Here is a 24,682-nt window from a genome sequence, read left to right as displayed (position 1 = left end):
GCTGGACCGGCATCTGCACCACCTGCCATCAAGCTCTACCAGCCAGGGCACACACGACACCAAGATCGAGAACGACCTAACGGAGTCCTACTAGGAGTCGTACGGGAACGCGGAAGGGGCCGGGCTCACCAGAGCCCGGCCCCTTCCGTCACGGCTGATCAGACGTTGAAGCGGAACTCCACGACGTCCCCGTCCTGCATGACGTACTCCTTGCCCTCCATGCGCGCCTTGCCCTTGGCGCGGGCCTCGGCGACCGAACCGGTCTCGACGAGGTCGGCGAAGGAGATGACCTCGGCCTTGATGAAGCCCTTCTGGAAGTCGGTGTGGATGACACCGGCCGCCTCGGGGGCCGTGGCGCCCTTCTTGATCGTCCAGGCGCGGGACTCCTTGGGGCCGGCCGTGAGGTAGGTCTGGAGGCCGAGGGTGTTGAAGCCGACGCGGGCCAGCGTCGCCAGACCCGGCTCCTCGGCGCCGACCGACTCCAGAAGCTCCATGGCGTCGTCCTCGTCGAGCTCGGCGAGGTCCTGCTCCAGCTTGGCGTTGAGGAAGATCGCCTCGGCGGGGGCGACCAGGGCGCGCTGCTCGTCCTTGAAGGTCTCGTCGACCAGTTCGTCCTCGTCCACGTTGAAGACGTAGAGGAAGGGCTTGGTGGTCAGGAGGTGCAGGTCGTGCAGGAGCTCCTCGTTGCCCGAGCCCTGGACGATGCCCGCGGAGAACAGCGTGTCGCCCTTCTCCAGGATCTCCTTGGCCTCCTCGACGGCCTTGACCTTCGGCGCGATGTCCTTCTTGATCCGCGACTCCTTCTGGAGGCGCGGGAGGACCTTCTCGATGGTCTGGAGGTCGGCGAGGATCAGCTCGGTGTTGATCGTCTCGATGTCGTCCTTGGGCGAGACCTTGCCGTCGACATGGACGACGTTCTCGTCCTTGAAGGCGCGGATGACCTGGCAGATCGCGTCGGACTCACGGATGTTGGCGAGGAACTTGTTGCCCAGGCCCTCACCCTCGGAGGCGCCGCGCACGATGCCCGCGATGTCGACGAAGTCGACGGTCGCCGGGAGGATCCGCTGCGAGGAGAAGATTTCGGCCAGCTTCGTCAGACGCGCGTCCGGGACGCCCACGACACCGACGTTCGGCTCGATCGTGGCGAACGGGTAGTTGGCCGCGAGCACGTCGTTCTTGGTCAGGGCGTTGAACAGGGTCGACTTGCCGACATTCGGCAGACCGACGATTCCGATCGTGAGCGACACGTTGCGACTTCCCGTACGTGAGAGGAGAGGACTGAGGGCTGGGGCCGATCCACCAGTCTACGGCGTACCGGGCCCCGCCCTCCTCGAGGCGTCGAACACTTGGCCAAGGTCGATCCATCGGCGTGTCTGAAGGGCGATTCTGCATATAAACCGTCCTAAGTTGGTCCAGTGGAGCAACACAGGACGCGACCCCCGCACATTCGAGCACGACGCGAGACACCTTCCCTGCCCCCGCAGGCGGCTCGCGGCGGGCGCCGTCCACCCGTCGTACGACGGCCCGCTCCCCCGGTCGCGCAGGCGGTGCGCCGCTTCCCCAACCCCCGGCTCACCGGGCTCGGCGGCGGTCTGTTCTGCATCGCGGTGATGCTGATGCTCGGCTGCCTCGACGCGCTGACGTTCGGGTCGCTGACGGCGTACGGCGTGCTGTTCCTGCCGGTGTGCGTGCTGACCGCCGTCTGGATGCGGCGCAACGACCTGGTCACCGCACCCATCGTGGTCCCGATCGCCTTCGCCGCGGGGCTCGTGCCCCTCGCCCAGGGCGGGGACGGGATCGGCACCCGCCTGATGGGCCTGGTGACCGCCCTGGCCACCGAGGCCGGCTGGCTGTACGGCGGGACGCTCCTCACCGGTCTGATCGTGACCGTACGCAAGATCCGGCTGATGAACCGGCGGCGGCAGGCGAACCGCCGGTCCTTCTGAGCTACTCCTTCGCCGCCCGCATCGCCGCTCCCACGATCCCCGCGTTGTTCTGGAGCTGCGCCGGGACGATCTCCGCCTTGATGCCCTTGATGTGGTGCAGGAACTTCTCGGACTTGCGGCTCACGCCGCCGCCGATGATGAACAGCTCGGGCGAGAAGAGCATCTCGACATGGGCGAGGTACTTCTGGACGCGGCGCGCCCAGTGCTCCCACGTCAGCTCGCCGTCCTCCTTGGCCTTGCTGGAGGCGCGCGTCTCCGCGTCGTGCCCGTGCAGCTCCAGGTGGCCCAGCTCGGTGTTGGGGACCAGGACGCCGTTGACGAACAGGGCGCTGCCGATGCCGGTGCCGAAGGTCAGCAGGACGACGGTGCCTCTGCGGCCGTGACCGGCGCCGAACTCCATCTCGGCGACGCCCGCCGCGTCCGCGTCGTTGACCACCGTCACCGGCAGGCCGCCGAGCCGCTCGCTGAACAACGCGCGCGCGTCCGTGTCGATCCAGTCCTTGTCGACATTGGCCGCCGTACGGATCGTGGCCCCGCCGGTGACCACGCCGGGGAAGGTCAGCCCGACCGGCCCCGACCAGCCGAAGTGGTCGATGACCTCCTTCACACCGTCCGCCACCGCGTCCGGCGTCGCCGGATGCGGGGTGAGCACCTTGTGGCGCTCCTGGGCGAGGTCGCCTCTGGCCAGGTCCACCGGGGCGCCCTTGATCCCGGATCCGCCGATGTCCACACCGAAGATCTGCATGGCCCTACGTTACGACGAGCGACCGACAGTCACTCCTTCGAGGCTCCCGTACGCTCCGCGACCAGCGCCGCGGCCTCCTCGCGCAGATCGCGGCGGAGCTCCTTGGGCAGCGAGAAGGTGATGGACTCCTCGGCCGCCTTGACGAGCTCGACATCGCCGAAGCCGCGCTGGGAGAGGTACTCCAGGACCTCCTCGACGAGGACCTCGGGCACCGAGGCACCGGAGGTGACGCCGACCGTGGTAACGCCCTCCAGCCAGGCCTCGTCGATCTCGCTGGCGAAGTCCACGAGGTAGGCCTCGCGGGCGCCGGCCAGCTTGGCGACCTCGACGAGCCGCACGGAGTTGGAGGAGTTGCGGGAGCCGACCACGATGACGAGCTCGGCCTCGGCGCCCATCTGCTTCACCGCGAGCTGACGGTTCTGCGTGGCGTAGCAGATGTCGTCGCTGGGCGGGGAGATGAGCTGCGGGAACTTCTCCTTCAGCGCGTCGACGGTCTCCATGGTCTCGTCGACGGAGAGCGTGGTCTGGGAGAGCCAGACGATCTTCGACTCGTCGCGGACCTCGACCTTGGCGACGTCCTCGGGGCCGTCGACGATCGTGATGTGGTCGGGGGCCTCGCCGGAGGTGCCGATGACCTCCTCGTGGCCCTCGTGCCCGATCAGGAGGATGTCGTAGTCCTCCTTGGCGAAGCGGACGGCTTCCTTGTGGACCTTGGTGACCAGCGGGCAGGTCGCGTCGATGGTGGCGAGCCTGCCGCGCGCGGCCTCCTCGTGGACGACGGGCGCGACGCCGTGCGCGGAGAACATGACGATGTTCCCCTCGGGGACCTCCTCCGTCCGCTCGACGAAGACGGCGCCCTTCCTCTCCAGGGTCTGCACGACGTACTTGTTGTGGACGATCTCGTGCCGGACGTACACCGGAGCGCCGTACTGCTCCAGGGCTTTCTCGACGGCGATCACGGCGCGGTCCACACCCGCGCAGTAGCCCCGGGGGGCGGCGAGCAGGACACGGCGGCCAGACGAAGCAGTCATGCGTCCCATCGTAAGGCCGCGCCGGACGGGTCGAAGATCGCGTTGTTGGCGAGACTGGCCGGGAAGTGTGAAGGGCGGGGAACCGGCGACGGCAGACAACAGGTGAAGCACCGGCGGAGGCATGGATGTCCGAGACCCAGACGACGACCCGTACCGCCGATCCGGGCCATGACCTGCGGCGCAGCCTCGGCTTCCGGGATCTGGTGGTCTACGGGCTGCTTTTCATCGCCCCCATGGCGCCCGTCGGCGTGTTCGGCACGCTCGACGCCAAGTCGCACGGGGCGGTGGCGCTGGTCTATGTCGTCGCCACGGTCGCGATGGCGTTCACCGCGTTCAGCTACGCGCAGATGGTGCGGGTGGTCCCGCGCGCGGGCTCCGTGTACGCCTACGCGCGCGTGGCGCTCGGTAAGGAGGCCGGGTTCGTCGCGGGGTGGATGGCGATGCTGGACTACCTCCTCATCCCGGCGGTCGCGTATCTCTTCTCCGGCATCGCGATGAACGCGCTGGTCCCGGAGGTCTCGCGGTGGGTGTGGACGGCGCTGGCGGTGGTCGTGACGACGCTGCTGAACCTGTGGGGCGTCCGGGCGGCGGCCCGGGTCGGTTTCCTGGTGCTGGCGATGGAGATCGTGGTCCTGCTGGTGTTCGTGGTCTCCGCGATCGTCGTCCTCGCGCGTGACGGTGCCGAGCGGGGGTGGCTGTCGCCGCTGTCGGGGGACGGCTCGCAGGGGGCGTTCGCGCTGTCGGCGGTGCTCGGGGCGGTGTCGATCGCGGTGCTGTCGTATCTCGGCTTCGACGCGATCGCCTCCTTCGCGGAGGAGGTCACCGGCGGGTCGGCGAAGGTGGCGCGGGCGGTGCTGTTCTGTCTGGCGCTGGCGGGTGTGCTGTTCGTGGCCCAGGCGTATCTGGTGTCGCTGCTGGAGCCGATGTCGTCGGCGGAGCTGGCGGCCCAGCCGGGGAAGCAGGGGTCCGCCTTCTACGACGCCGTGGACGTGTCCGTCGGGACCTGGCTGCACGATCTGGTGGCGGTGAGCAAGGCGATCGGGGCGGCGTTCGCGGCGCTGGCCGGGCAGGCGGCCGCGGGGCGGCTGCTGTTCGCGATGGGGCGGGACCGGCGGTTGCCGCGGGTGCTGTCGAGGACGGATGCGGGGGTGCCGCGGGTGGCGCTGTTGTGCGCGGCCGTCATCACGCTGGTGGCGGCGGTGTGGGCGGCTCGGCGGGGCGACGGGATGGACCATCTGGTGTCGGTCGTGGACATCGGCGCGCTGACGGCCTTCACGTTGCTGCACGCGAGCGTGGTGGGGTGGTTCGCGGTACGGCGGCGAGGTGGGCCGGTGAGCTGGTGGCGACATGTGCTGGTCCCGGTCGTCGGCGCGGCGATCACCGTCGCGGTGATCGTGGAGGCGTCGGGGGCGGCGCAGTTGGTGGGGGCGGTGTGGTTCGTGATCGGACTCGCGGTCCTGCTGGGGCAGCGGGGGCGGGCGGAGACCGCGCACTGACCGGCGGACCTGGGCCGCGTTGTCACTACCGGCCACTACGCTCGGCGCATGGCTCTCAACACGTCCGCGGAAACGCCGTTGCCCGTCGGTGAGGTCTCCCGGCTGATCGGGGGATGGATCGACCGGCTCGGTGCCGTCTGGGTGGAGGGGCAGATCACCCAGCTGTCCCGGCGGCCCGGTGCCGGGGTCGTGTTTCTGACCTTGCGTGACCCGTCGTACGACATCTCGGTGAGCGTGACCTGTTTTCGGCAGGTGTTCGACGATGTCGCCGATGTGGTGAGCGAGGGTGCGCGGGTCGTCGTGCTCGCCAAGCCGGAGTGGTACGCGCCGCGGGGGCAGCTGTCGTTGCGGGCCGCCGAGATAAGGCCGGTCGGGGTCGGGGAACTGCTCGCGCGGCTGGAGCAGTTGAAGAAGTCGCTCGCCGCCGAGGGCCTGTTCGCGGCCGAGCGGAAGAAGCCGCTGCCGTTTCTGCCGCAGCTCGTCGGGCTGGTGTGCGGGCGGGCGTCCGCCGCCGAGCGGGACGTGCTGGAGAACGCCCGGCACCGCTGGCCCGCCGTCCGCTTCGAGGTGCGCAATGTCGCCGTACAGGGCGTACACGCGGTGCCGCAGGTGGTGCAGGCGGTCAAGGAGCTCGACGAGAACGACGACGTCGACGTGATCATCGTGGCCCGGGGCGGGGGCAGCGTGGAGGATCTGCTGCCCTTCTCCGACGAGCAGTTGGTGCGTACCGTCGCCGCCTGTCGCACCCCCGTCGTCTCCGCCATCGGGCACGAACCGGACAACCCGCTCCTCGACCATGTCGCCGACCTGCGCGCCTCCACCCCGACCGACGCCGCCAAGAAGGTCGTACCGGATGTGGGCGAGGAGTACGAACGGGTGCGGATGCTGCGCGACCGGGCGCGGCGGTGCGTCGAGGGGTTCATCGAGCGGGAGGAGCGCGGGCTCGCCCATGCGCTCGCCCGGCCGTCGATAGAGGATCCGCACCGGATGATCGACGAGCGTGCCGATCATGTGGCCTCGCTCGTGGAGCGGTCGCGGCGCACCCTCGGCCATCTCCTCGACCGCGCCGACTCCGAGCTCACGCACACGCACGCACGCGTGGTGGCCCTCTCCCCCGCCGCGACCCTGAAGCGGGGGTACGCGGTGCTGCAGAAGGCCGACGGGCACGTGGTGCGGGCGCCGGACGAGGTGGCGGCTCAGGAGAGCCTGCGGGCGCGGGTGGCCGAGGGCGAGTTCACGGTGGTCCGGGCCGAGTGACCGCACGAGGCCGCCCCGGCGGCGGGACGAGGCGTCCCCGGGGGAACACAGCGGTGTCCGAGTCGATGCTTAGGGTGGGCGCATGACCAGCAAGGTGGATGAGGCGCTCGGGTACGAGCAGGCGCGGGACGAGCTGATCGACGTCGTACGGCGGCTGGAGGCCGGCGGTACGACGCTGGAGGAGTCCCTCGCGCTGTGGGAACGGGGCGAGGAGCTGGCGAAGGTGTGCCGGCGGTGGCTGGAGGGGGCGCGGGCGCGGCTGGACGCGGCGCTCGCCGAGGAGGAGTCGGCCGGGGAAGAGGCCGACTCCGAGTAGCGGGGCGTGGTGATCTGTGAAGCGGGTCACCACACTCCGGTTATTGTTGAACATTCAACCTATGGCGCGTACAGTCATCCACGTCAGCCGATCCGGAACCCGGATCCGACGTACGTCCCCGAGAAGGTTCACCCATGTCTCTCGTCCTTGACCCCACCGCCCAGGACCTGCTCTTCCGCGAGGCGCACACCGCCCACGCCTTCACCGACGAGCCGGTGACCGACGAGCAGGTGCAGGCGATCTACGACCTGGTCAAGTTCGGCCCGACCGCCTTCAACCAGACCCCGCTGCGCATCACCCTGGTCCGCTCCCCCGAGGCCCGTGAGCGCCTCGTGCGGCACATGGCCGAGGGCAACCAGCCCAAGACGGCCACCGCCCCGCTGGTCGCGATCCTCTCCGCGGACAACGAGTTCCACGAGGAGCTGCCCACGCTGCTCCCGCACTTCCCGCAGGCCAAGGACCTCTTCTTCAGCGAGCGCCCGGCCCGTGAGAGCGCGGCCGCGCTGAACGCCGCCCTCCAGGCCGCGTACTTCATCATCGGCGTCCGCGCCGCCGGTCTCGCCGCCGGCCCGATGACCGGCGTCGACTTCGAGGGCGTCCGCAAGGAGTTCCTCGACGGAGACCACACCCCGCTGATGGTCGTCAACATCGGCAAGCCGGGCGACAACGCCTCCCACCCGCGCTCCCCGCGCCTCGCCTACGACGAGGTCGTCACCACGGTCTGAGCGACCCGGACGGACATGCGAGAAGGGCCCCCGGTTCCGGGGGCCCTTCTCGCATGTACGGATGCCTCGCGCACCGGGCGCTCACTCCGACGTGAGCGCCTTCACCATCTGCGTCAGCCGGGCGTGCGACCCCGTGCCGGCCACGACGGTCGTCGCGCCGTCGGCCTGGTGGACGAGCGCGTCGTAGCGGCCGCCGGTGTAGCGCGTCCAGGTCCGGCCGTCGATCTCCTCGGTCTTGTCCGTCTTCTCGCCGCCCTGGCTGGCCTCGTCGATGAACTCGCCGGCCGGCTCATGGGTCGACTGCTCGATCTGGACGTAGCCGTCGCCGGGGGTGTGGAAACCGAGGTGCCAGGCGTCGGAGTCCGCGCCGTCGTACCGGACGGAGGTGGCCTTCCAGGTGTCGGGCAGACCCGCGGGCGCCAGCACCGGGTAGGGCGCGGCGCGCCGGGCCGTGAGCAGCTCGACGCGGTAGTCGACCCGCTTGACCTCCTGCGGGGAGTCGTCGTGCGGGATGAAGAGGTAGATGACCCCCGCCATGAGACTGATCAGGCCCAGGGAGAGAACCATGTCCCGGACCGTCTTCTGCTTGCCGTTCGAACCTGCCACAGCCCTATCGTCGCAGGTGCCCTGGTCCGCTCATCCGTGGGGTCCCCTGCTCATTTTGTCTGCCTAACGATAGAGTCGACGCCATCACCCTCATCCGGCCGTCGTCGTATCAGAAAGGTGCGTCTCGATGACCGAGCATCATCATCTGCCGTCCGAACTCGAAGTGCCCTCCGAAGCCCCCGACCGCAACCTCGCCCTGGAACTCGTCCGGGTGACCGAAGCCGCGGCGATGGCCGCGGGCCGCTGGGTCGGCCGCGGCGACAAGAACGGCGCCGACGGTGCCGCGGTGCGCGCCATGCGTAGCCTCGTCTCCACCGTGTCGATGAACGGCGTGGTCGTCATCGGGGAGGGGGAGAAGGACGAGGCCCCGATGCTCTTCAACGGGGAGCGTGTCGGAGACGGGACCGGTCCCGAGTGCGACATCGCCGTCGACCCGATCGACGGCACGACCCTCACCGCCAAGGGCATGCCGAACGCGATCGCCGTGCTGGCCGCCGCGGACCGCGGGTCGATGTTCGACCCGTCCGCCGTGTTCTACATGGACAAGCTGGTCACCGGCCCCGAGGCCGCGGACTTCGTCGACATCGACGCGCCCGTGTCCGTGAACATCCGGCGGGTCGCGAAGGCGAAGCGGTCCACCCCGGAGGACGTGACCGTCGTCATCCTCGACCGGCCCCGGCACGAGGGGATCATCAAGGAGATCCGGGAGGCGGGTGCGCGCATCAAGCTGATCTCCGACGGTGACGTGGCGGGTTCCATCTACGCGCTGCGCGAGGGCACCGGCGTCGACATGCTGCTGGGCATCGGCGGTACGCCGGAGGGGATCATCTCCGCCTGCGCCGTGAAGTGCCTCGGCGGCACGATCCAGGGCAAGTTGTGGCCCAAGGACGCGGAGGAGCGGCAGCGGGCGATCGACGCGGGGCACGATCTGGACCGGGTGCTGACCACCGACGACCTGGTGTCGGGCGAGAACGTGTTCTTCGTCGCCACCGGGATCACCGACGGTGAGTTGCTGCGGGGTGTGCGGTATCGGTCGGAGACCGCGACGACCGACTCGATCGTGATGCGGTCGAAGTCGGGGACGGTGCGGAGGATCGATTCCGAGCATCGGTTGAGCAAGCTGCGGGCTTACAGCGCGATTGACTTTGATCGCGCCAAATAGCCCGGGGGTTGTGGAGCGTTGGCGGCTGCGGGTGCTTCGTGGCTTGTCGCGCAGTTCCCCGCGCCCCTGGCGGCATCCAGCTCCCCCTGGTTGAAAAGTGAAGGGCGCCCCCGGTGCGGTGGGGGCGCCCCTTTCACATGTCCTGCGGCTTTCAGCCCGCCTGCGCTATGCGGGAGGCTCCTGCCGCCTTTTTCAGTTCCATGTCGCGGCGCCTGCGGCGGGCCAGGACCACGCGGCGTTCCGCCGCGGTGAGGCCGCCCCAGACGCCGTAGGGCTCGGGTTGCAGGAGTGCGTGTTCGCGGCACTCGACCATGACCGGGCAGCGGGCACAGACCCGCTTCGCGGCCTCCTCGCGGGAGAGCCGGGCGGCGGTGGGTTCCTTCGAGGGGGCGAAGAACAGGCCGGCCTCGTCGCGCCGGCACACCGCCTCGGTGTGCCAAGGCGCGTCTTGGTCCCTGTCTCGCACTGGCACCCGCTGAGCCGGAACGGCAGCTACCTGCAGGGACGAATGCGGCGGTTGCAGCACGGTCTACTCCTGACGACGGCTTCGCGAGCGAGCGACGATGCAGCAAGGCCTACCCGCTGTGCGCGTGCCTATGCACTGAGTTCCGAACCGCTGGATTCCGGGTGGTCCCGTGCTGGGGTGTGAGTGGAACCGATCGTTTCGCACGCGGGCCGGTTCACAACCGTCAACGATCCAGATGCTTGCGCAAACTCTTGTCGACCTTGTGCTGGACCCGATCGAGAATGTCCGCGACGAGCCTGCCGCGCCTGGGCCTGCCCTCGATGTTGCCGAGCACGGCCCACCCGTCGACGTAGACCACGGGCGCCTCGGGGTCGTCCGAATCCAGGGTGTGCACCTCGAAGTTGCCCAGGACTCCGCCGCCGGTGCCGCGCAGCGACACGTTCTCCGGGACCCGGACCTCGACATTGCCGAAGACCGAGATCGCCTTGATCACGACCTGCTGGTACTCGAACAGGGCCTCGCTGAGGTCTATCTCGACGCTGCCGAAGATCGCGTACGCGTGGATACGGCGGCCAGCGCGCCAGCGGCCCTTGCGGACGGCGCTGCTGAACACCGCCACCACGTTCTCGTCGGGCTCGATCGGGATGGCGCCGACGGTGGGGCGGTTGGGCGCGGCGGGCGGTGTCGTGCGCCGCTGGTGTGCGGCGGGCAGGTCCCGGATGAAGGCGTCCAGTTCGCCGACCGTCTTGGCGGCCAGCGCGCCCTCGACCCGCTCGGCGTGCTCGTCCGCGCTGAGACGGCCCTCGGCCAGGGCCTCGCGCAGGATGTCGGCGATGCGGTCGCGGTCGGCGTCGGAGGCGCGCAGGTCGGTGGTGGCAGCGGGCGGCGTCTGCTTCTGAAGGTCCACGGCAGCAGCGTACCCAAACGCGATAGATCGCGACTAGGCCTGTGGACAACCAACTGAGCCTTACCTCACAAGCTTCCGGCCTTGGACAGGTTCTACGCTGGTGAGGCTCGCCAACGGAGGCGGGTCGCCGTCTGCCGAGTGAGGAATGGGCTGAGATGCCTGAGTTCGCGTACACCGATCTGCTCCCCATGGGAGAGGACACCACCCCCTACCGGCTGGTGACCTCCGAGGGTGTCTCCACCTTCGAGGCCGACGGGCGCACGTTCCTCAAGGTCGAGCCGGAGGCGCTGCGCAAGCTCGCCGAAGAGGCGATCCACGACATCCAGCACTACCTGCGGCCCGCGCACCTGGCGCAACTGCGGCGGATCATCGACGACCCCGAGGCGTCGAGCAACGACAAGTTCGTCGCGCTCGACCTGCTGAAGAACGCGAACATCGCGGCGGCGGGCGTCCTTCCGATGTGCCAGGACACCGGCACGGCGATCGTCATGGGCAAGCGCGGGCAGAACGTGCTGACGTCCGGCGGCGACGAGGAGGCCCTGTCCAAGGGCATCTACGACGCGTACCTGAACCTGAATCTGCGCTACTCGCAGATGGCCCCGCTGACCATGTGGGACGAGAAGAACACCGGCTCCAACCTCCCCGCGCAGATCGAGCTGTACGCCACCGACGGCGGCGCGTACAAGTTCCTCTTCATGGCCAAGGGCGGTGGCTCGGCCAACAAGTCCTTCCTCTACCAGGAGACGAAGGCCGTCCTGAACGAGGCCTCCATGATGAAGTTCCTGGAGGAGAAGATCCGTTCGCTCGGTACGGCCGCCTGTCCGCCGTACCACCTGGCGATCGTGGTCGGCGGTACGTCGGCCGAGTACGCGCTGAAGACCGCGAAGTACGCCTCCGCGCACTACCTCGACGAGATCCCGGCCGAGGGCTCGGAGCTGGGGCACGGCTTCCGGGACAAGGAGCTGGAGGAGAAGGTCTTCGAGCTGACGCAGAAGATCGGGATCGGCGCGCAGTTCGGTGGCAAGTACTTCTGCCACGACGTGCGCGTGGTGCGGTTGCCGCGGCACGGGGCGTCCTGCCCTGTCGCGATCGCGGTCTCCTGCTCGGCCGACCGGCAGGCCGTCGCGAAGATCACCGCCGAGGGTGTCTTCCTGGAGCAGCTGGAGACGGACCCGGCGCGGTTCCTGCCGGAGACGACGGACGAGCACCTCGACGAGGCCGGTGACGTCGTGCGTATCGACCTGAACCAGCCGATGGACTCGATCCTCGCCGAGCTGACGAAGTACCCGGTGAAGACCCGGCTGTCGCTCTCCGGTCCACTGGTCGTGGCGCGTGACATCGCGCACGCCAAGATCAAGGAACGCCTCGACGCGGGCGAGGAGATGCCGCAGTACCTCAAGGACCACCCGGTGTACTACGCCGGTCCGGCCAAGACCCCCGAGGGCTACGCCTCCGGCTCCTTCGGCCCGACGACGGCCGGCCGCATGGACTCCTACGTCGAGCAGTTCCAGGCGGCGGGCGGCTCCAAGGTGATGCTGGCGAAGGGCAACCGGTCCGCCCAGGTCACCAAGGCCTGCGACGCACACGGCGGCTTCTACCTCGGCTCCATCGGCGGCCCCGCCGCCCGGCTCGCCCAGGACTGCATCAAGAAGGTCGAGGTCGTCGAGTACGAGGAGCTCGGCATGGAGGCGGTCTGGAAGATCGAGGTCGAGGACTTCCCGGCGTTCATCGTGGTGGACGACAAGGGCAACGACTTCTTCCAGGACCCGGCCCCGGCACCGACGTTCACGTCGATCCCGGTCCGCGGGCCTGGACTGGCGTAACCCCCTCGGGGCGGCCGGACTGTTTCTCGCCCCCGCCGCCCCTACCCGTCCCATCCTCCAGGAGCTGCCGCCCCTTCGACCCCGCACCCAGGGGGCTCCGCCCCCTGGACCCCCATCGGCCTGAACGGCCTCGTCCTCAAACGCCGGACGGGCTGAAAGCTGCGGGCGGGTGGGGTATCGGGACGGCACACCCTCGTCCCCGAAACACCGGGTGTCTCCGTTCGGCCCAAGTCCCGGAACATCGCGGCGTCCCCGTTCGCTGTACCCGGTATGAGCGACTACCGCATCGAGCACGACTCCATGGGCGAAGTACGCGTCCCGGCCGACGCCAAGTGGCGCGCCCAGACGCAGCGGGCCGTGGAGAACTTCCCCATCTCCGGGCAGCGGATCGAGCGCGCCCATATCGAGGCGCTCGCACGGATCAAGGGTGCCGCCGCGAAGGTCAACGCCGAGCTGGGGGTGCTCGACAAGGACATCGCCGGGGCCGTTCAGGACGCGGCCGGTGAGGTGGCCGAGGGGCGGTGGGACGCGCACTTCCCCATCGATGTCTTCCAGACCGGGTCCGGGACCTCGTCCAACATGAACACCAACGAGGTCATCGCCACGCTGGCGACCGAGCGGCTGGGGCGGGACGTTCATCCCAACGATCACGTCAACGCCTCCCAGTCCTCCAACGACGTCTTCCCGTCCTCCATCCACATCGCCGCCACCGCCGCCGTCACCCGGGATCTCATTCCCGCGCTCGAACACCTCGCCACCTCCCTGGAGGCCAAGTCCGAGGAGTTCGCCGATGTCGTGAAGTCCGGGCGGACCCATCTCATGGACGCCACGCCCGTGACCCTGGGGCAGGAGTTCGGCGGGTACGCGGCCCAGGTGCGGTACGGCGTCGAGCGGCTCCACGCGTCCCTCCCCCGGCTCGCCGAGCTGCCGCTGGGCGGTACCGCCGTCGGTACCGGCATCAACACCCCGCCCGGCTTCTCCGCCGCCGTCATCGAGGAGGTCGCCCGCGCCACGGGGCTGCCGCTGACCGAGGCGCGCGACCACTTCGAGGCGCAGGGGGCCCGGGACGGGATCGTGGAGACGAGCGGGCAGCTGCGGACCATCGCGGTCGGGCTGACGAAGATCGCCAATGATCTGCGGTGGATGGCCTCGGGGCCGCGCACCGGGCTCGCCGAGATCTCCCTGCCCGATCTCCAGCCGGGGTCGTCGATCATGCCCGGCAAGGTCAACCCGGTGATCCCGGAGGCCGTGCTCATGGTCGCGGCCCAGGTCGTCGGCAACGACGCCACCGTCGCCACCGCCGGAGCCGCCGGCAACTTCGAGCTGAACGTCATGCTGCCGGTCATCGCGAAGAACGTACTGGAGTCGATCCGGCTCCTCGCCAACGTCTCCCGGCTCCTCGCCGACCGGACCGTCGACGGGATCGTCGCGCACCGCGAGCGCGCCCGCGAGTACGCCGAGTCGTCACCCTCCGTGGTCACCCCGCTGAACAAGTACATCGGGTACGAGGAGGCCGCCAAGGTCGCCAAGAAGGCTCTCGCGGAGCGGAAGACCATCCGTCAGGTCGTCGTGGAGGGCGGGTACATCGAGCGCGGCGACCTCACCGTCGAACAACTCGACGAAGCGCTGGATGTCCTGCGTATGACGCGTCCGTAACCATTGCCGCCCCCGCGCGCGAACCGTGACGCGCGCCGCAGCGTCGTATGCCCATGGCACCTAATATCTGTTCATGGCAGACGGTGGAGCGGTGAGAGCGGTGGAAGCGGGCAGGTCGACGTCCTTCTGGGAGCCCGGGAGTCAGATCCTGTGGCGCTACCGGGAGAACGGCGCCGCGCGCTTCCATATCGCACGCCCTGTGACCGTCGTCCGGGACGATCACGACCTGCTGGCCGTGTGGATGGCCCCCGGCACCGAGTGTGTGAAGCCCGTGCTCTCGGACGGCACCTCGGTGCACGCGGAGCCGCTGGAGACCCGGTACACCAAGCCTCGTACCGTGCAGCGCGACCGCTGGTTCGGCACCGGTGTGCTGAAGCTGGCGCGGCCGGGCGAGCCGTGGTCGGTGTGGCTGTTCTGGGAGCCGGGCTGGCTGTTCAAGAACTGGTACGTGAACCTGGAGGAACCGCTGGCCCGTTGGGACGGCGGGGTCGACTCCGAGGATCACTTCCTGGACATCTCCGTGCACCCGGACCGCAGTTGGCACTGGCGCGACGAGGACGAGTTCGCGCAGGCCCAGCGCGACGGTCTGATGGACGCGGCACAGGCCGAACAGGTGCGGCAGGCCGGGCGCTCGGCGGTGGAGGTCATCCGCTCCTGGGGCCCGCCGTACTCGGACGGCTGGCAGCGCTGGCGACCGGATCCGTCCTGGTCGGTACCGTTGCTGCCGGAAGACTGGGACCGCACGCCCGCGCACATGTCCTCATGAGACCCTTGATGCGCCCCCGGGCAACAAACGTAGGATCGTCCTCCGCAAGCGCGCGGCGGCAACTACCGGAGCGTGCATCGAGCTTGACCATTCGTCACCGAGGGGCGGCAGGACGTGAGCGAGGGGTACGAGGGCAACACCGGTTCGGAGGCCAGACGCTCCGCCGGTGGCACAGGAACATCCTCTGACCACGCGGGAATTCCGTTCCTGGGGCACGTATACCGGGTATCGGCATTTCGGCGGGACGAGCTGAGCGCGCGGCGCGCAGCCACCGACGGACGGATTCGACACGCGTGACGGAGCAGCCCACCTCCTTCGAGCGCCCCCAGCCGGGCGCCGACCCCGCGGACCCTCGCGGGGCGCTCCTGCGTGCCTCCACGCCCCCGCACAGCGCCTTACCGGCACAGGCCCGGGCGGGCGAGACGCCGCCCCCCGGGTCCGACATCACGACACCGGTGCCCGGCGGCGACCCCGAGCACTCCCAGCCCACGGCGGCCGCCGAGCCGGACACCCACCGTCCGCGACCGGTGCCCGAGGCCGTAACGGCCCCGTCGGAGGCCGCGTCCGACGGCCCTGAGCGGCGTACCGGACAGGGGCAGGCGCTCGGCCGGCCCACGCCGATGCGGCGGGACGGCGACCGGCTGCGGTTCGTGGGCGCCGCGACCCGGCGGATCGCCCGCGGCATCGACCTGGACGAGATCGTGATGGGGCTGTGCCGGGCGACCGTGCCGACCTTCTCGGACGCGATCCTGGTCTATCTGCGCGACCCGCTGCCGGTCGGCGACGAGCGGCCCACCGGCCCGCTGGTGCTGCGGCTGCGCCGCACCGACCGGATACCGGAGGAGCGGGACACCGAGGGCGGTTTCGCCGTGCCCGCGCCCCAGCCGGAGCCGACCGAGCTGACCGAGCTGTCGGCCGTCACCGCCGAGCTGTGCGAGGTGCGCACCGGCGGCGCGCTCGCCGAGGTGCTGCGGGGCGTACGACCCGTCTTCACGGACTCTCCCGCGGCCCGCGCCGCGCTGCCGGAACTCCTCGGCGAGGGCGGCGAGTTGATCGTCCCCGGCGGCCGGCGCGCCATCCTCGCCCCGCTGCGCGGCCGGCGCCGGGTCATCGGCGCCGCGCTGTTCCTGCGCCGCCCGGAACGCATCGCCTTCGAGCCGGACGACCTCCTGGTCGCCGCCCAGCTCGCCACGCACAGCGCGCTCGGCATCGACAAGGCGGTGCTGTACGGCCGCGAGGCGTACATCGCCGACGAGCTCCAGCGCACCATGCTGCCGGAGACCCTCCCGCGCCCGACCGGGGTCCGGCTGGCCTCGCGCTATCTGCCGGCCGCCGAGACCGCGCGGGTCGGCGGCGACTGGTACGACGCGATCCCCCTGCCGGGGAGCCGGGTCGCGCTGGTCGTCGGCGACGTCATGGGCCACTCCATGACCTCGGCCGCGATCATGGGCCAGCTGCGGACCACCGCCCAGACCCTGGCCGGTCTCGACCTGCCGCCGCAGGAGGTGCTGCACCACCTCGACGAACAGGCCCAGAGGCTCGGCACGGATCGCATGGCGACCTGCCTCTACGCCGTCTACGACCCGGTGTCGCATCGCATCACGATCGCCAACGCCGGCCATCCGCCGCCCGTCCTGCTCCACCTGGGCGGCCGCGCGGAGGTGCTGCGGGTGCCCCCGGGCGCGCCGATCGGCGTCGGCGGCGTCGATTTCGAGGCCGTAGAGCTCGATGCCCCGGCCGGGGCGACGCTGCTCCTCTACACCGACGGGCTGGTCGAATCGCGCCTTCGGGACGTGTGGAGCGGCATAGAGCAGCTGCGCGAGAAGCTCGCCGCGACCGCGCAGTTGACCGGGCCGGATCATCCGCCGCCGCTGGAGGCTCTGTGCGACGAGGTGCTCGACATGCTCGGACCGGGTGACCGGGACGACGACATCGCGCTGCTCGCCGCCCGCTTCGAGGGGATCGCGCCCAGTGATGTGGCGTACTGGTTCCTGGAACCGGAGGACGCGGCGCCCGGGCGTGCCCGGCGGCTGGCCCGACGCGCCTTGTCCCGCTGGGGACTTGAGGACATGTCCGACTCGGTGGAGCTGTTGGTCAGCGAGGTCGTGACGAATGCCGTGCGGTACGCCTCGCGGCCGGTGACGTTGCGGTTGCTGCGGACCGATGTACTGCGGTGCGAAGTCGGCGACGACGTGCCTCAGTTGCCGCGGCTGCGGCAGGCCCGGGCCACCGACGAGGGCGGTCGGGGGCTGTATCTCGTCAACAAGCTGGCGCGGCGGTGGGGAGCGACCCGGCTGAGCACCGGCAAGGTGGTCTGGTTCGAGTTGAACCGCAGCTGAGAACAGAAACCCCGCAGCTGAGAACAGAACACGAAGGGCGCCCGGCGGATGCCGGGCGCCCTTCGTTCTGCGCTATTGATCGTCCCCCGGGTCCACCGGATCCTCCGGGATGCCGTCCGTCGGTGGCTTCGTCGTCGGCGTCTGGGTGGGTGTCGGCGTCGGCGTCTGGGTCGGGGTCTGCGTCGGCGTCTGCGTCGGCGTCTGCGTCGGGGTCTGCGTCGGCGTCTGCGTGGGCGTCTGCGTCGGGGTCTGCGTGGGCGTCTGCGTCGGCGTCTGAGTCGGCGTCCACGTCGGCTCGACCGCCGCCCCCTGGTCGGTGTCCAGGTCGAACTCGGCGGACGTGGACGTCACGCCGAACATGTACGCCGCCCAGATCTGCGCCGGGAAGCCACCGCCGTTGACGCGATCCTCGCCGCCCGCGCCGTACATCTCGACCTGTCCCGGCTTCTTGTGGTTCTCGCCGAACAGGCCGACCGAGGTGACCAGGTCCGGCGTGTAACCGGTGAACCAGGCGGATTTGTTGTCGTCGGACGTACCCGTCTTGCCCGCGACCTCCTGGCCGTCGCGCTTGGGGTTGTCACGGACGGACGTCTTGGCCGTACCGTCGTCGACCACGCCGGTCAGCACCGAGGTCACCGTGTCGGCGGTCTCGCGGCTGATGACCTGCTCGCCGATCGGGTCGGGCATCTCGACCGCGTCGCCGTTGCGCTCGGCCGACTTGATGATGGTCGGGGTGACCTTCTTGCCGTGGTTGTCGAGGGTGGCGTAGACGCCGGCCATCTGGATCGGGCTCGCGCCCATGGTGCCGAGCGTGTAGGCGGGCAGCGCCTTGAGGTCGGCGGTGTCCATGCCGAGGTCGGCGGCCGTCTTGAGGACCTTGTCCATGCCGACGTCCACGCCCAGCTGCGCGAAGACGGAGTTGATGGACTTGTTCATCGCCGTCTGGACGGTGACGTCGCCGTAGTCCCGGTCGTCCTCGTTCTCCGGGGCGAAGGCGATGTCGCTGCCCTCGACGGGACGCTTGCTGGTGCCGTCGTAGACCGTGCTCGCGGTGATCTTCTTGTCGTCCTGGGTCACGGCGCCGTCCTCCAGGGCGGCGGCCAGGATGACCGGCTTGAACGTCGACGCGGGCTGGTAGTCCACGCGGTTGGCGTTGTTGTAGGAGTGCTTGATGTAGTCCGAACCGCCGTAGAGAGCGACGATCTTGCCCGTCTTGGGGTCGACGGAGACGGCACCCGCCTGGATGTTCTTGTCGACCGTCCGCTTGTCCGGATCCAGCTTGTCGGTCAGCTGGGTCTTGACGGCCTTCTCCAGCTGAGCCTGCTTCTTCTTGTCGATGTTCAGGGTGATGGTCCAACCACCCCTGTCGTACTGGGCCAGCGCCTCGTCCTCGGTGAGGCCGTCCGTGCTCATCAACTGCGCGACGAGCTGCTGCTTGGCGAGCTTGACGAAGTAGCCCTTCTGCCCCTCAAGACCGGCCTCGGCCTTGGGCTCCTTGGGGGTCGGGAACTTCATGTCCGCGCGCTTCGACGCGTCCAGCCAGCCTTCCTCGACCATGTTGTCCAGGACGTAGTTCCAGCGCTGCGTGACGAGCTTCTTGCTGGTGTCCGAGGCGACCGCCCAGTCGTACTGGCTCGGGGCCTGGAGCAGCGCGGCGAGGTAGGCGCCCTGCTCGACGGAGAGCTTGTCGGCGTCGACCTGGTAGTAGGCCTGCGCGGCGGCCTGGATGCCGTAGGCGGTACGGCCGTAGTAGCTGGTGTTGATGTAGCCCGCCAGGATCTCGTCCTTGGACTTCTGGCGGTCCACCTTGAGCGAGATCACCAGTTCCCTGAGCTTGCGGGTGACCGTCTGGTCCTGGGTGAGGTAGTAGTTCTTGACGTACTGCTGGGTGATCGTCGAACCACCCTGCTTGCCCTTGCCGGACAGCGTGTTGAGCAGACCGCGGGCGGTGCCCTTCAGGTCGACGCCGGAGTCCTGGTAGAAGGACTTGTTCTCGGCGGCCACGAAGGTGAGCTGGACCTTCTTGGGGATCTTGGCGAGGTCCACGGTCTCGCGGTTCACCTCGCCGTCCCGGACCAGGACGTCGCCGTTGCTGTACTTGATGGTGTTGCTCTGGAGCTCGGCCTGCGCGTTGCCCTCGGGGACCTGGACCATCATGTAGAGGACGATGAAGGCGCCGATGCCGAGCAGGCAGAAGCCGAGGAACGTGCCGAGGATCTTCTTCCAGGTGAAGAGCCGGCGTATGACGCTCTTCTCGCTGCCGCCGCTGCGGCTGACGGCCGCCCTCGACGAACGGCCCTTGGGCGCGGCGCGGCGACCGCCGCGCTGCCGCGCTCGTCTTTCTTCCGCTCGTCCCATGGGTCCGTTCCGCTCCGCTTCGCTCGTGTGTGCGCAGGTGTCACACAGGTTCGCCGCTCAGGTCAGCTCAGAAAGCTAACACCGGGAGATGTGACAAAGGGCGCCCGATCCGGTCTTTTGCGGACGTGACAATCAGCACCCGCTCCTATGGAACCGACGTGCGAAGGGTGTAAAGGGTTGCCCTCGCGGGAAAAAGTGATATCACTTAGATAGATCAGCGATACGCCACACCATGGCGTACCAAGAACGGGGGGCCACCCATGACCACACACGACGCCACCACCGTCGACGTACCCGACATGCCCGCCCCGCGCGTGCGGGAGTTCGCCGCGCACAGCATCGGCGGCGGCCTCGCCCTGCTCCTCGGGCTGCTGGGGCTGTTCGCGGGCGCCGGAATGATTGCGGGCGCTACGGCGGTCTCGGCGGACGGCGCCAAGGCAGCGCTCATCGTCGGCGGGATCCTGGTCGCTCTCGCCGCCTTCCTCGCCATGTGCGGGCTGAACATGGTGGCGCCGGGCGAGGCGCGGGTCGTGCAGCTCTTCGGGCGCTACCGGGGGACGATCCGGCAGGACGGACTGCGCTGGGTGAACCCGCTGACCTCGCGCACCAAGATCTCCACCCGGGTGCGCAACCACGAGACGGCCGTCCTGAAGGTCAACGACGCCTACGGCAACCCGATCGAGCTCGCCGCGGTCGTGGTGTGGCGCGTCGAGGACACCGCGCAGGCCACCTTCGAGGTGGACGACTACATCGAGTTCGTGTCGACGCAGACCGAGGCGGCCGTCCGGCACATCGCCATCGAGTACCCCTACGACGCCCATGACGAGGGCGGCCTCTCCCTGCGCGGCAACGCCGAGGAGATCACCGAGAAGCTCGCCCTCGAACTGCACGCGCGCGTGGAGGCGGCCGGCGTCGAGATCATCGAGTCCCGCTTCACCCACCTCGCCTACGCTCCCGAGATCGCCTCGGCGATGCTCCAGCGCCAGCAGGCCGGGGCGATCGTCGCGGCGCGACGGCAGATCGTGGACGGCGCGGTCGGGATGGTCGAGGCGGCGCTGGCCCGGATCAGCGAGCAGGACATCGTGGAGCTGGACGACGAGCGGAAGGCGGCGATGGTGTCGAACCTGATGGTGGTGCTGTGCGGGGACCGGGCGGCGCAGCCCGTCCTGAACACGGGAACCCTCTACCAGTGACGGAGGAGTCCGCGCCGAAGCGGCGGCCGCAGCAGCGCAAGCAGGTGCTGCTGCGGCTGGACCCGTCGGTGTACGAGGCGCTGGCGCGGTGGGCCGGGGACGAGCTGCGGTCGGCGAACGCGCAGATCGAGTTCCTGCTGCGCAAGGCCCTGGCGGACGCGGGGCGGCTGCCGGGCGAGGCCCGGCCGATCCCGCGCCGGGGGCGGCCGCCGGTGGATCCGGAGGCCTGAGGTCCGTGTAGCAGAACCGTGACAATCGGCCCTCACCTGCGGTTCGGCGCCTGTGCGCGCCCTCTACACACTCGACGTATACATGCGGGGTATACACCGCATGTACAGTCCTCCCCATGTCCATCGGTCACACCCTTTTGGGACTCCTGGAGTCCGGGCCCCGCCACGGCTACGACCTGAAGCGGGCCTTCGACGAGAAGTTCGGTCACGACCGGCCCCTGCACTACGGCCAGGTCTACTCGACGATGTCCCGTCTGCTGAAGAACGGGCTCGTCGAGGTCGACGGCATCGAGGCCGGCGGCGGCCCCGAGCGCAAGCGGTACGCGATCACCGAGGCCGGCATCACCGACGTACAGCGCTGGCTGGCCACGCCGGAGAAGCCCGAGCCGTACCTTCAGTCGACGCTGTACACGAAGGTCGTCCTGGCGCTGCTGACCCACCGCGACGCGGCCGACATCCTCGACACCCAGCGCTCCGAGCATCTGCGGATGATGCGGATCCTCACCGACCGGAAGCGGAAGGGCGACCTCGCGGACCAGCTCATCTGCGACCACGCCCTGTTCCATCTCGAAGCAGATCTGCGCTGGCTGGAGCTGACCGCCGCGCGTCTCGACAAGCTCGCCCAGGTGGTGGCCCAGTGACTCCCGCAGGTTCTCTCCTCGTCGCCGACGCCCTGCGCAAGGCGTACGGCCCGACCATGGCGCTCGACGGCGCCGAGTTCTCCATCCACCCCGGCGAGGTCGTCGCCGTGATGGGCCCCTCCGGGTCCGGCAAGTCCACGCTGCTGCACTGTCTCGCCGGGATCGTGACACCCGACTCGGGCTCGATCATGTACGGCGGGCGCGAGATGGCGACGATGAACGACGCCCAGCGCAGCGAGCTGCGGCGCTCCGAGTTCGGGTTCGTGTTCCAGTTCGGCCAGCTCGTCCCCGAGTTGACCTGTGTGGAGAACGTCGCCCTGCCGCTGCGGCTGAACGGCACCTCCCGCAAGGAGGCCGAGAAGACCGCCCTGACGTGGATGGAGCGGCTGGAGGTCGACGACCTCAAGAAGAAGCGGCCCGGTGAGGTCTCCGGTGGTCAGGGGCAACGGGTCGCCGTGGCACGGGCGTTGGTCACCAGCCCGCGCGTGCTGTTCGCCGACGAGCCCACCGGCGCGCTCGACTCGCTCAACGGCGAGCGCGTGATGGAGCTGCTCACGGACGCGGCCCGGTCGACCAACGCGGCCGTCGTGCTGGTCACGCACGAGGCGCGGGTGGCGGCCTACTCCGACCGCGAGATCGTCGTACGGGACGGCAAGTCGCGGGACATGGAGCGGGTCGTATGAGGCAGTGGACGCGGGACCTGGGGATGGGGGTCAGATTCGCGTTCGCGGGGGGACGCGAAGGCTGGATCCGGGTCGCGCTGACGGCCGTCGGGGTGGGGCTCGGAGTGGCGCTGCTGCTGTTGACGACCGCCATACCGAACGCGATGGCGGCACGGGACAGCCGGGAGGCCGCGCGGACCGACATGTCGTTCAGCGCGACCCGGATCAAGAAGGCCGACGACACCCTGATCGTCGGATACGTCACCACGACGTACCACGACAAGAGCGTGCGGGGACGGCAGTTGGAGCCCGAGGGGCCCAAGGCGCCGCTGCCACCGGGGGTTTCCGCCTTCCCCGCGGCGGGCGAGATGGTGGTCTCCCCCGCGCTGAAGAAGCTCCTGGAGTCCGACGACGGGAAGGTGCTGCGGGAGCGGCTGCCGGACCGGATCGTCGGGACCATCGGGGAGAGCGGACTGATCGGCTCGGCCGAACTCGCCTTCTACCGCGGTGCCGAGGGGCTCGCGCCCAAGATCAACGGCGGCATGGTGGACCGCATCAAGCAGTTCGGGGCCCCGGAACAGGACAAGGAACCGCTGGATCCCATCCTGCTCCTGCTGATCCTCGTCGTCTTCGCGGTGCTGCTGACGCCCGTCGCCGTCTTCATCGCGGCGGCCGTGCGGTTCGGCGGCGAGCGGCGCGACCGGCGGCTCGCGGCCCTGAGGCTGGTGGGCTCCGACGCGCGGATGACCCGGCGGGTCGCGGCGGGCGAGGCGATGGCCGGGGCCATGGTGGGCCTGGTCCTGGGCGCCGGCTTCTTCATGATCGGGCGTCAGATCGCGGGCTCCGTAGAGGTCTTCGACTACAGCTTCTTCCCGAGCTATCTCAACCCCTCGCCCCTGCTGGCCCTGCTGGTCGCCGTCGCGGTGCCCGCGGCCGCCGTGCTGGTCACCCAGCTGGCGCTGCGCGGGGTCGTCATCGAGCCGCTGGGCGTGGTGCGCACGGCGAAGCCCTCGCGGCGCCGGCTGTGGTGGCGGCTGCTGCTGCCGCTCGGCGGGCTCGCGATGCTCTACCCGATGATCGGCCAGGGGAACGACCGCGGGAACTTCAACCAGTACCTCACCGTCGGCGGCGTCATGCTGCTGCTGGTCGGGGTGACCGCGCTGCTGCCCTGGGTCGTCGAGGCGGTCGTCTCCCGGCTCGGAGCGGGCCCGGTGGCCTGGCAACTGGCGGTCCGCAGGCTCCAGGTGAGCAGCGGCACGGCGGCCCGCATGGTCAACGGCATCGCGGTGGCGGTGGCCGGCGCGATCGCCCTGCAGATGCTGTTCGCCGGCGTCGACAGCCAGTACACGGAGCGCAAGGAGGAGCCTGTCAGCGGTGCGCAGATAGCCGTACAGCTGGCCGCGGGAAGTCCGATCGCCGAGGCCGAGGAGAAGTTCGCGGCGACCCGGGGCGTCGAGCATGTCTACGACCTTTCCGACGGCTACCTCGGAAACAGCCGCGTCGACCCCCAGAACTTCGCCCCCGTGTCCGTCGGCACCTGCGCGTCCCTGCGCGAGGTCGCGAAGCTCCCCTCCTGCCGTGACGGCGACGTCTTCGTCATGAAGGACGGCGACTACGCCCAGGACACCGGAAAAATGATCAAGAGCGGCAACGAGCTCTGGTTCGACGACTCCGACGACAGCGAGAAGACGAAGCCGGTCGCCTGGACCGTCCCGAAGGACTTCAAGGTCGTCCAGGGCACCGAGATCTCGGACCGCGTCGGGCGCGCGGGCGTGCTGCTCACCCCGTCGGCGCTGCCCTCGGGAGCCGCCCCGCTGCTCACCCCCGAGCTGTATCTGGGGCTCGACAACGCGGTGCCGGACGCCATCGAGTACATCCGCAACACGACGGCGGCCATCGATCCGTACCAGGAGCCCATCCAGTTCACGTCCTCCCTGCGCGACGAGAACTACGCCTCCATCCGCGGTGGCCTGTTCGTCGGCGCCACCTGCGTCCTGATGCTGATCGGCGCGAGCCTGCTCGTCTCCCAGCTGGAGCAGCTGCGCGAACGCAAGAAGCTGCTGTCCGCCCTGATCGCCTTCGGCACCAAGCGCTCCACGCTGAGTCTGTCGGTGCTGTGGCAGACGGCGATCCCGGTCGGCCTCGGTCTGGTGCTGGCGTCGACGGTCGGCCTGACACTGGGCACGGTCCTGCTGAAGATGACGGACACCCCGGTGTCGGTGGACTGGACGAGCGTGCTGTCGATGACGGGCGCCGGCGCCGCGGTCGTCCTGGTGGTGACGGTGCTCAGCCTGCCGCCGCTGCTCAGGCTGATGCGGCCGGACGGGCTGCGGACGGAGTAGCCGGTACGACGGTGG

22 protein-coding genes are annotated in these 24,682 nt (G+C 69.6%); 15 read left to right on the top strand and 7 right to left on the bottom strand.

Features of this window, described 5'->3' with window-relative positions:
* Positions 1 to 158: 158 nt before the first annotated feature.
* Positions 159 to 1,247: a redox-regulated ATPase YchF gene (ychF, locus tag ACFY0U_RS25990; RefSeq protein WP_388639602.1), complete on the bottom strand. Its 1,089-nt coding sequence runs from the start codon at positions 1,245 to 1,247 to the stop codon at positions 159 to 161.
* A 168-nt stretch (positions 1,248 to 1,415) separates the two neighbouring features.
* Here ychF and ACFY0U_RS25985 point away from each other — a divergent pair, with 168 nt between their 5' ends.
* Entirely contained in the window at positions 1,416 to 1,946 is a 531-nt protein-coding gene (locus tag ACFY0U_RS25985; protein ID WP_388639601.1) for a DUF6542 domain-containing protein, read from the top strand.
* A gap of 1 nt (position 1,947) precedes the next feature.
* On the opposite strand, the gene ppgK is transcribed toward ACFY0U_RS25985, so the two are convergent.
* Together ppgK and ACFY0U_RS25975 are read right to left on the bottom strand one after the other, a co-directional pair.
* A complete protein-coding gene (gene ppgK, locus ACFY0U_RS25980) occupies positions 1,948 to 2,691 on the bottom strand; it encodes a polyphosphate--glucose phosphotransferase (protein WP_388639599.1) in 744 nt (247 codons plus the stop codon).
* Between the two features lie 29 nt (positions 2,692 to 2,720).
* Positions 2,721 to 3,722, bottom strand: coding sequence for a 4-hydroxy-3-methylbut-2-enyl diphosphate reductase (locus ACFY0U_RS25975; protein WP_388639597.1), 1,002 nt, complete (start codon positions 3,720 to 3,722; stop codon positions 2,721 to 2,723).
* A 125-nt stretch (positions 3,723 to 3,847) separates the two neighbouring features.
* Between ACFY0U_RS25975 and ACFY0U_RS25970 the strand changes: the two genes are divergently transcribed.
* The 4 genes from ACFY0U_RS25970 to ACFY0U_RS25955 all read left to right on the top strand — a co-directional run bounded on the left by ACFY0U_RS25970 (position 3,848) and on the right by ACFY0U_RS25955 (position 7,516).
* Positions 3,848 to 5,218 (top strand): APC family permease, encoded by a 1,371-nt coding sequence (locus tag ACFY0U_RS25970; RefSeq protein WP_388639595.1) that lies wholly within the window; start codon positions 3,848 to 3,850, stop codon positions 5,216 to 5,218.
* Positions 5,219 to 5,266: 48 nt separating this feature from the next.
* Positions 5,267 to 6,475 carry an exodeoxyribonuclease VII large subunit gene (gene xseA / locus ACFY0U_RS25965; protein WP_388639593.1) on the top strand — a complete coding sequence of 403 codons (1,209 nt, stop codon included), beginning with the start codon at positions 5,267 to 5,269 and terminating at the stop codon, positions 6,473 to 6,475.
* 82 nt (positions 6,476 to 6,557) lie between these two features.
* Positions 6,558 to 6,791 carry an exodeoxyribonuclease VII small subunit gene (locus tag ACFY0U_RS25960; RefSeq protein WP_388639591.1) on the top strand — a complete coding sequence of 78 codons (234 nt, stop codon included), beginning with the start codon at positions 6,558 to 6,560 and terminating at the stop codon, positions 6,789 to 6,791.
* 134 nt (positions 6,792 to 6,925) lie between these two features.
* Complete coding sequence (locus tag ACFY0U_RS25955; RefSeq protein ID WP_388639590.1) at positions 6,926 to 7,516, top strand: malonic semialdehyde reductase; 591 nt, start codon at positions 6,926 to 6,928, stop codon at positions 7,514 to 7,516.
* Positions 7,517 to 7,597: 81 nt separating this feature from the next.
* On the opposite strand, the gene ACFY0U_RS25950 is transcribed toward ACFY0U_RS25955, so the two are convergent.
* Complete coding sequence (locus ACFY0U_RS25950; RefSeq protein ID WP_388639588.1) at positions 7,598 to 8,122, bottom strand: DUF4245 domain-containing protein; 525 nt, start codon at positions 8,120 to 8,122, stop codon at positions 7,598 to 7,600.
* 127 nt (positions 8,123 to 8,249) lie between these two features.
* Here ACFY0U_RS25950 and glpX point away from each other — a divergent pair, with 127 nt between their 5' ends.
* Positions 8,250 to 9,284: a class II fructose-bisphosphatase gene (glpX, locus tag ACFY0U_RS25945; RefSeq protein WP_388639586.1), complete on the top strand. Its 1,035-nt coding sequence runs from the start codon at positions 8,250 to 8,252 to the stop codon at positions 9,282 to 9,284.
* Positions 9,285 to 9,435: 151 nt separating this feature from the next.
* Here the strand turns inward: glpX and ACFY0U_RS25940 are convergent, their stop codons facing one another.
* On the bottom strand, positions 9,436 to 9,810 hold the full coding sequence (locus tag ACFY0U_RS25940; protein WP_095046695.1) for a WhiB family transcriptional regulator: 375 nt from the start codon (positions 9,808 to 9,810) through the stop codon (positions 9,436 to 9,438).
* A 163-nt stretch (positions 9,811 to 9,973) separates the two neighbouring features.
* Positions 9,974 to 10,657, bottom strand: coding sequence for a DUF1707 domain-containing protein (locus ACFY0U_RS25935; RefSeq protein ID WP_388639584.1), 684 nt, complete (start codon positions 10,655 to 10,657; stop codon positions 9,974 to 9,976).
* Between the two features lie 155 nt (positions 10,658 to 10,812).
* Here ACFY0U_RS25935 and ACFY0U_RS25930 point away from each other — a divergent pair, with 155 nt between their 5' ends.
* From ACFY0U_RS25930 to ACFY0U_RS25915, 4 genes are all read left to right on the top strand, one after another.
* Complete coding sequence (locus ACFY0U_RS25930; RefSeq protein WP_388639582.1) at positions 10,813 to 12,480, top strand: fumarate hydratase; 1,668 nt, start codon at positions 10,813 to 10,815, stop codon at positions 12,478 to 12,480.
* 270 nt (positions 12,481 to 12,750) lie between these two features.
* The gene (locus tag ACFY0U_RS25925) at positions 12,751 to 14,136 is read left to right on the top strand and encodes a class II fumarate hydratase (RefSeq protein ID WP_388639580.1); all 1,386 of its coding nucleotides are present in this window, start codon (positions 12,751 to 12,753) and stop codon (positions 14,134 to 14,136) included.
* A 73-nt stretch (positions 14,137 to 14,209) separates the two neighbouring features.
* Positions 14,210 to 14,902, top strand: a complete 693-nt coding sequence (locus tag ACFY0U_RS25920; RefSeq protein WP_388639579.1) for a DUF402 domain-containing protein — start codon at positions 14,210 to 14,212, stop codon at positions 14,900 to 14,902.
* A 293-nt stretch (positions 14,903 to 15,195) separates the two neighbouring features.
* Positions 15,196 to 17,241 carry a SpoIIE family protein phosphatase gene (locus tag ACFY0U_RS25915; RefSeq protein WP_388639577.1) on the top strand — a complete coding sequence of 682 codons (2,046 nt, stop codon included), beginning with the start codon at positions 15,196 to 15,198 and terminating at the stop codon, positions 17,239 to 17,241.
* Positions 17,242 to 17,313: 72 nt separating this feature from the next.
* Here ACFY0U_RS25915 and ACFY0U_RS25910 read toward each other — a convergent pair whose 3' ends face one another.
* Positions 17,314 to 19,599: a transglycosylase domain-containing protein gene (locus tag ACFY0U_RS25910; RefSeq protein ID WP_388639575.1), complete on the bottom strand. Its 2,286-nt coding sequence runs from the start codon at positions 19,597 to 19,599 to the stop codon at positions 17,314 to 17,316.
* A gap of 260 nt (positions 19,600 to 19,859) precedes the next feature.
* Between ACFY0U_RS25910 and ACFY0U_RS25905 the strand changes: the two genes are divergently transcribed.
* The 5 genes from ACFY0U_RS25905 (at position 19,860) to ACFY0U_RS25885 (ending at position 24,667) form a co-directional block, all read left to right on the top strand.
* Positions 19,860 to 20,792, top strand: coding sequence for an SPFH domain-containing protein (locus tag ACFY0U_RS25905; protein WP_388639573.1), 933 nt, complete (start codon positions 19,860 to 19,862; stop codon positions 20,790 to 20,792).
* Complete coding sequence (locus ACFY0U_RS25900; RefSeq protein WP_388639572.1) at positions 20,789 to 21,022, top strand: hypothetical protein; 234 nt, start codon at positions 20,789 to 20,791, stop codon at positions 21,020 to 21,022. Before ACFY0U_RS25905 ends, ACFY0U_RS25900 begins: the two co-directional genes overlap by 4 nt.
* Before the next feature lie 116 nt (positions 21,023 to 21,138).
* Positions 21,139 to 21,663: a PadR family transcriptional regulator gene (locus ACFY0U_RS25895; RefSeq protein WP_289927171.1), complete on the top strand. Its 525-nt coding sequence runs from the start codon at positions 21,139 to 21,141 to the stop codon at positions 21,661 to 21,663.
* Between the two features lie 56 nt (positions 21,664 to 21,719).
* A complete protein-coding gene (locus tag ACFY0U_RS25890) occupies positions 21,720 to 22,346 on the top strand; it encodes an ABC transporter ATP-binding protein (protein ID WP_388639648.1) in 627 nt (208 codons plus the stop codon).
* The gene (locus tag ACFY0U_RS25885) at positions 22,343 to 24,667 is read left to right on the top strand and encodes an ABC transporter permease (RefSeq protein ID WP_388639570.1); all 2,325 of its coding nucleotides are present in this window, start codon (positions 22,343 to 22,345) and stop codon (positions 24,665 to 24,667) included. The genes ACFY0U_RS25890 and ACFY0U_RS25885 overlap by 4 nt, the downstream gene beginning before the upstream one ends.
* Positions 24,668 to 24,682 lie beyond the last annotated feature (15 nt).

Source organism: Streptomyces sp. NPDC001536 (assembly GCF_042894505.1).
Lineage (GTDB): Bacteria > Actinomycetota > Actinomycetes > Streptomycetales > Streptomycetaceae > Streptomyces.
The sequence above is the reverse complement of the archived record's forward strand: the minus strand, read 5'-3'. Positions and strand labels throughout refer to the sequence as shown.

Bases quoted from the DNA above. Each gene is read 5' to 3' on its own strand.
- ACFY0U_RS25890 (WP_388639648.1), top strand. From the start codon at position 21,720: ATGGCGCTCGACGGCGCCGAGTTCTCCATCCACCCCGGCGAGGTCGTC.
- ACFY0U_RS25930 (WP_388639582.1), top strand. From the start codon at position 10,813: ATGCCTGAGTTCGCGTACACCGATCTGCTCCCCATGGGAGAGGACACC.
- ACFY0U_RS25885 (WP_388639570.1), top strand. From the start codon at position 22,343: ATGAGGCAGTGGACGCGGGACCTGGGGATGGGGGTCAGATTCGCGTTC.
- ACFY0U_RS25975 (WP_388639597.1), bottom strand. From the start codon at position 3,722: ATGACTGCTTCGTCTGGCCGCCGTGTCCTGCTCGCCGCCCCCCGGGGC.
- xseA (WP_388639593.1), top strand. From the start codon at position 5,267: ATGGCTCTCAACACGTCCGCGGAAACGCCGTTGCCCGTCGGTGAGGTC.
- ppgK (WP_388639599.1), bottom strand. From the start codon at position 2,691: ATGCAGATCTTCGGTGTGGACATCGGCGGATCCGGGATCAAGGGCGCC.
- ACFY0U_RS25970 (WP_388639595.1), top strand. From the start codon at position 3,848: ATGTCCGAGACCCAGACGACGACCCGTACCGCCGATCCGGGCCATGAC.
- ACFY0U_RS25955 (WP_388639590.1), top strand. From the start codon at position 6,926: ATGTCTCTCGTCCTTGACCCCACCGCCCAGGACCTGCTCTTCCGCGAG.
- ACFY0U_RS25895 (WP_289927171.1), top strand. From the start codon at position 21,139: ATGTCCATCGGTCACACCCTTTTGGGACTCCTGGAGTCCGGGCCCCGC.
- ACFY0U_RS25910 (WP_388639575.1), bottom strand. From the start codon at position 19,599: ATGGGACGAGCGGAAGAAAGACGAGCGCGGCAGCGCGGCGGTCGCCGC.
- ACFY0U_RS25905 (WP_388639573.1), top strand. From the start codon at position 19,860: ATGACCACACACGACGCCACCACCGTCGACGTACCCGACATGCCCGCC.
- ACFY0U_RS25960 (WP_388639591.1), top strand. From the start codon at position 6,558: ATGACCAGCAAGGTGGATGAGGCGCTCGGGTACGAGCAGGCGCGGGAC.
- ACFY0U_RS25920 (WP_388639579.1), top strand. From the start codon at position 14,210: ATGGCAGACGGTGGAGCGGTGAGAGCGGTGGAAGCGGGCAGGTCGACG.
- ACFY0U_RS25925 (WP_388639580.1), top strand. From the start codon at position 12,751: ATGAGCGACTACCGCATCGAGCACGACTCCATGGGCGAAGTACGCGTC.
- glpX (WP_388639586.1), top strand. From the start codon at position 8,250: ATGACCGAGCATCATCATCTGCCGTCCGAACTCGAAGTGCCCTCCGAA.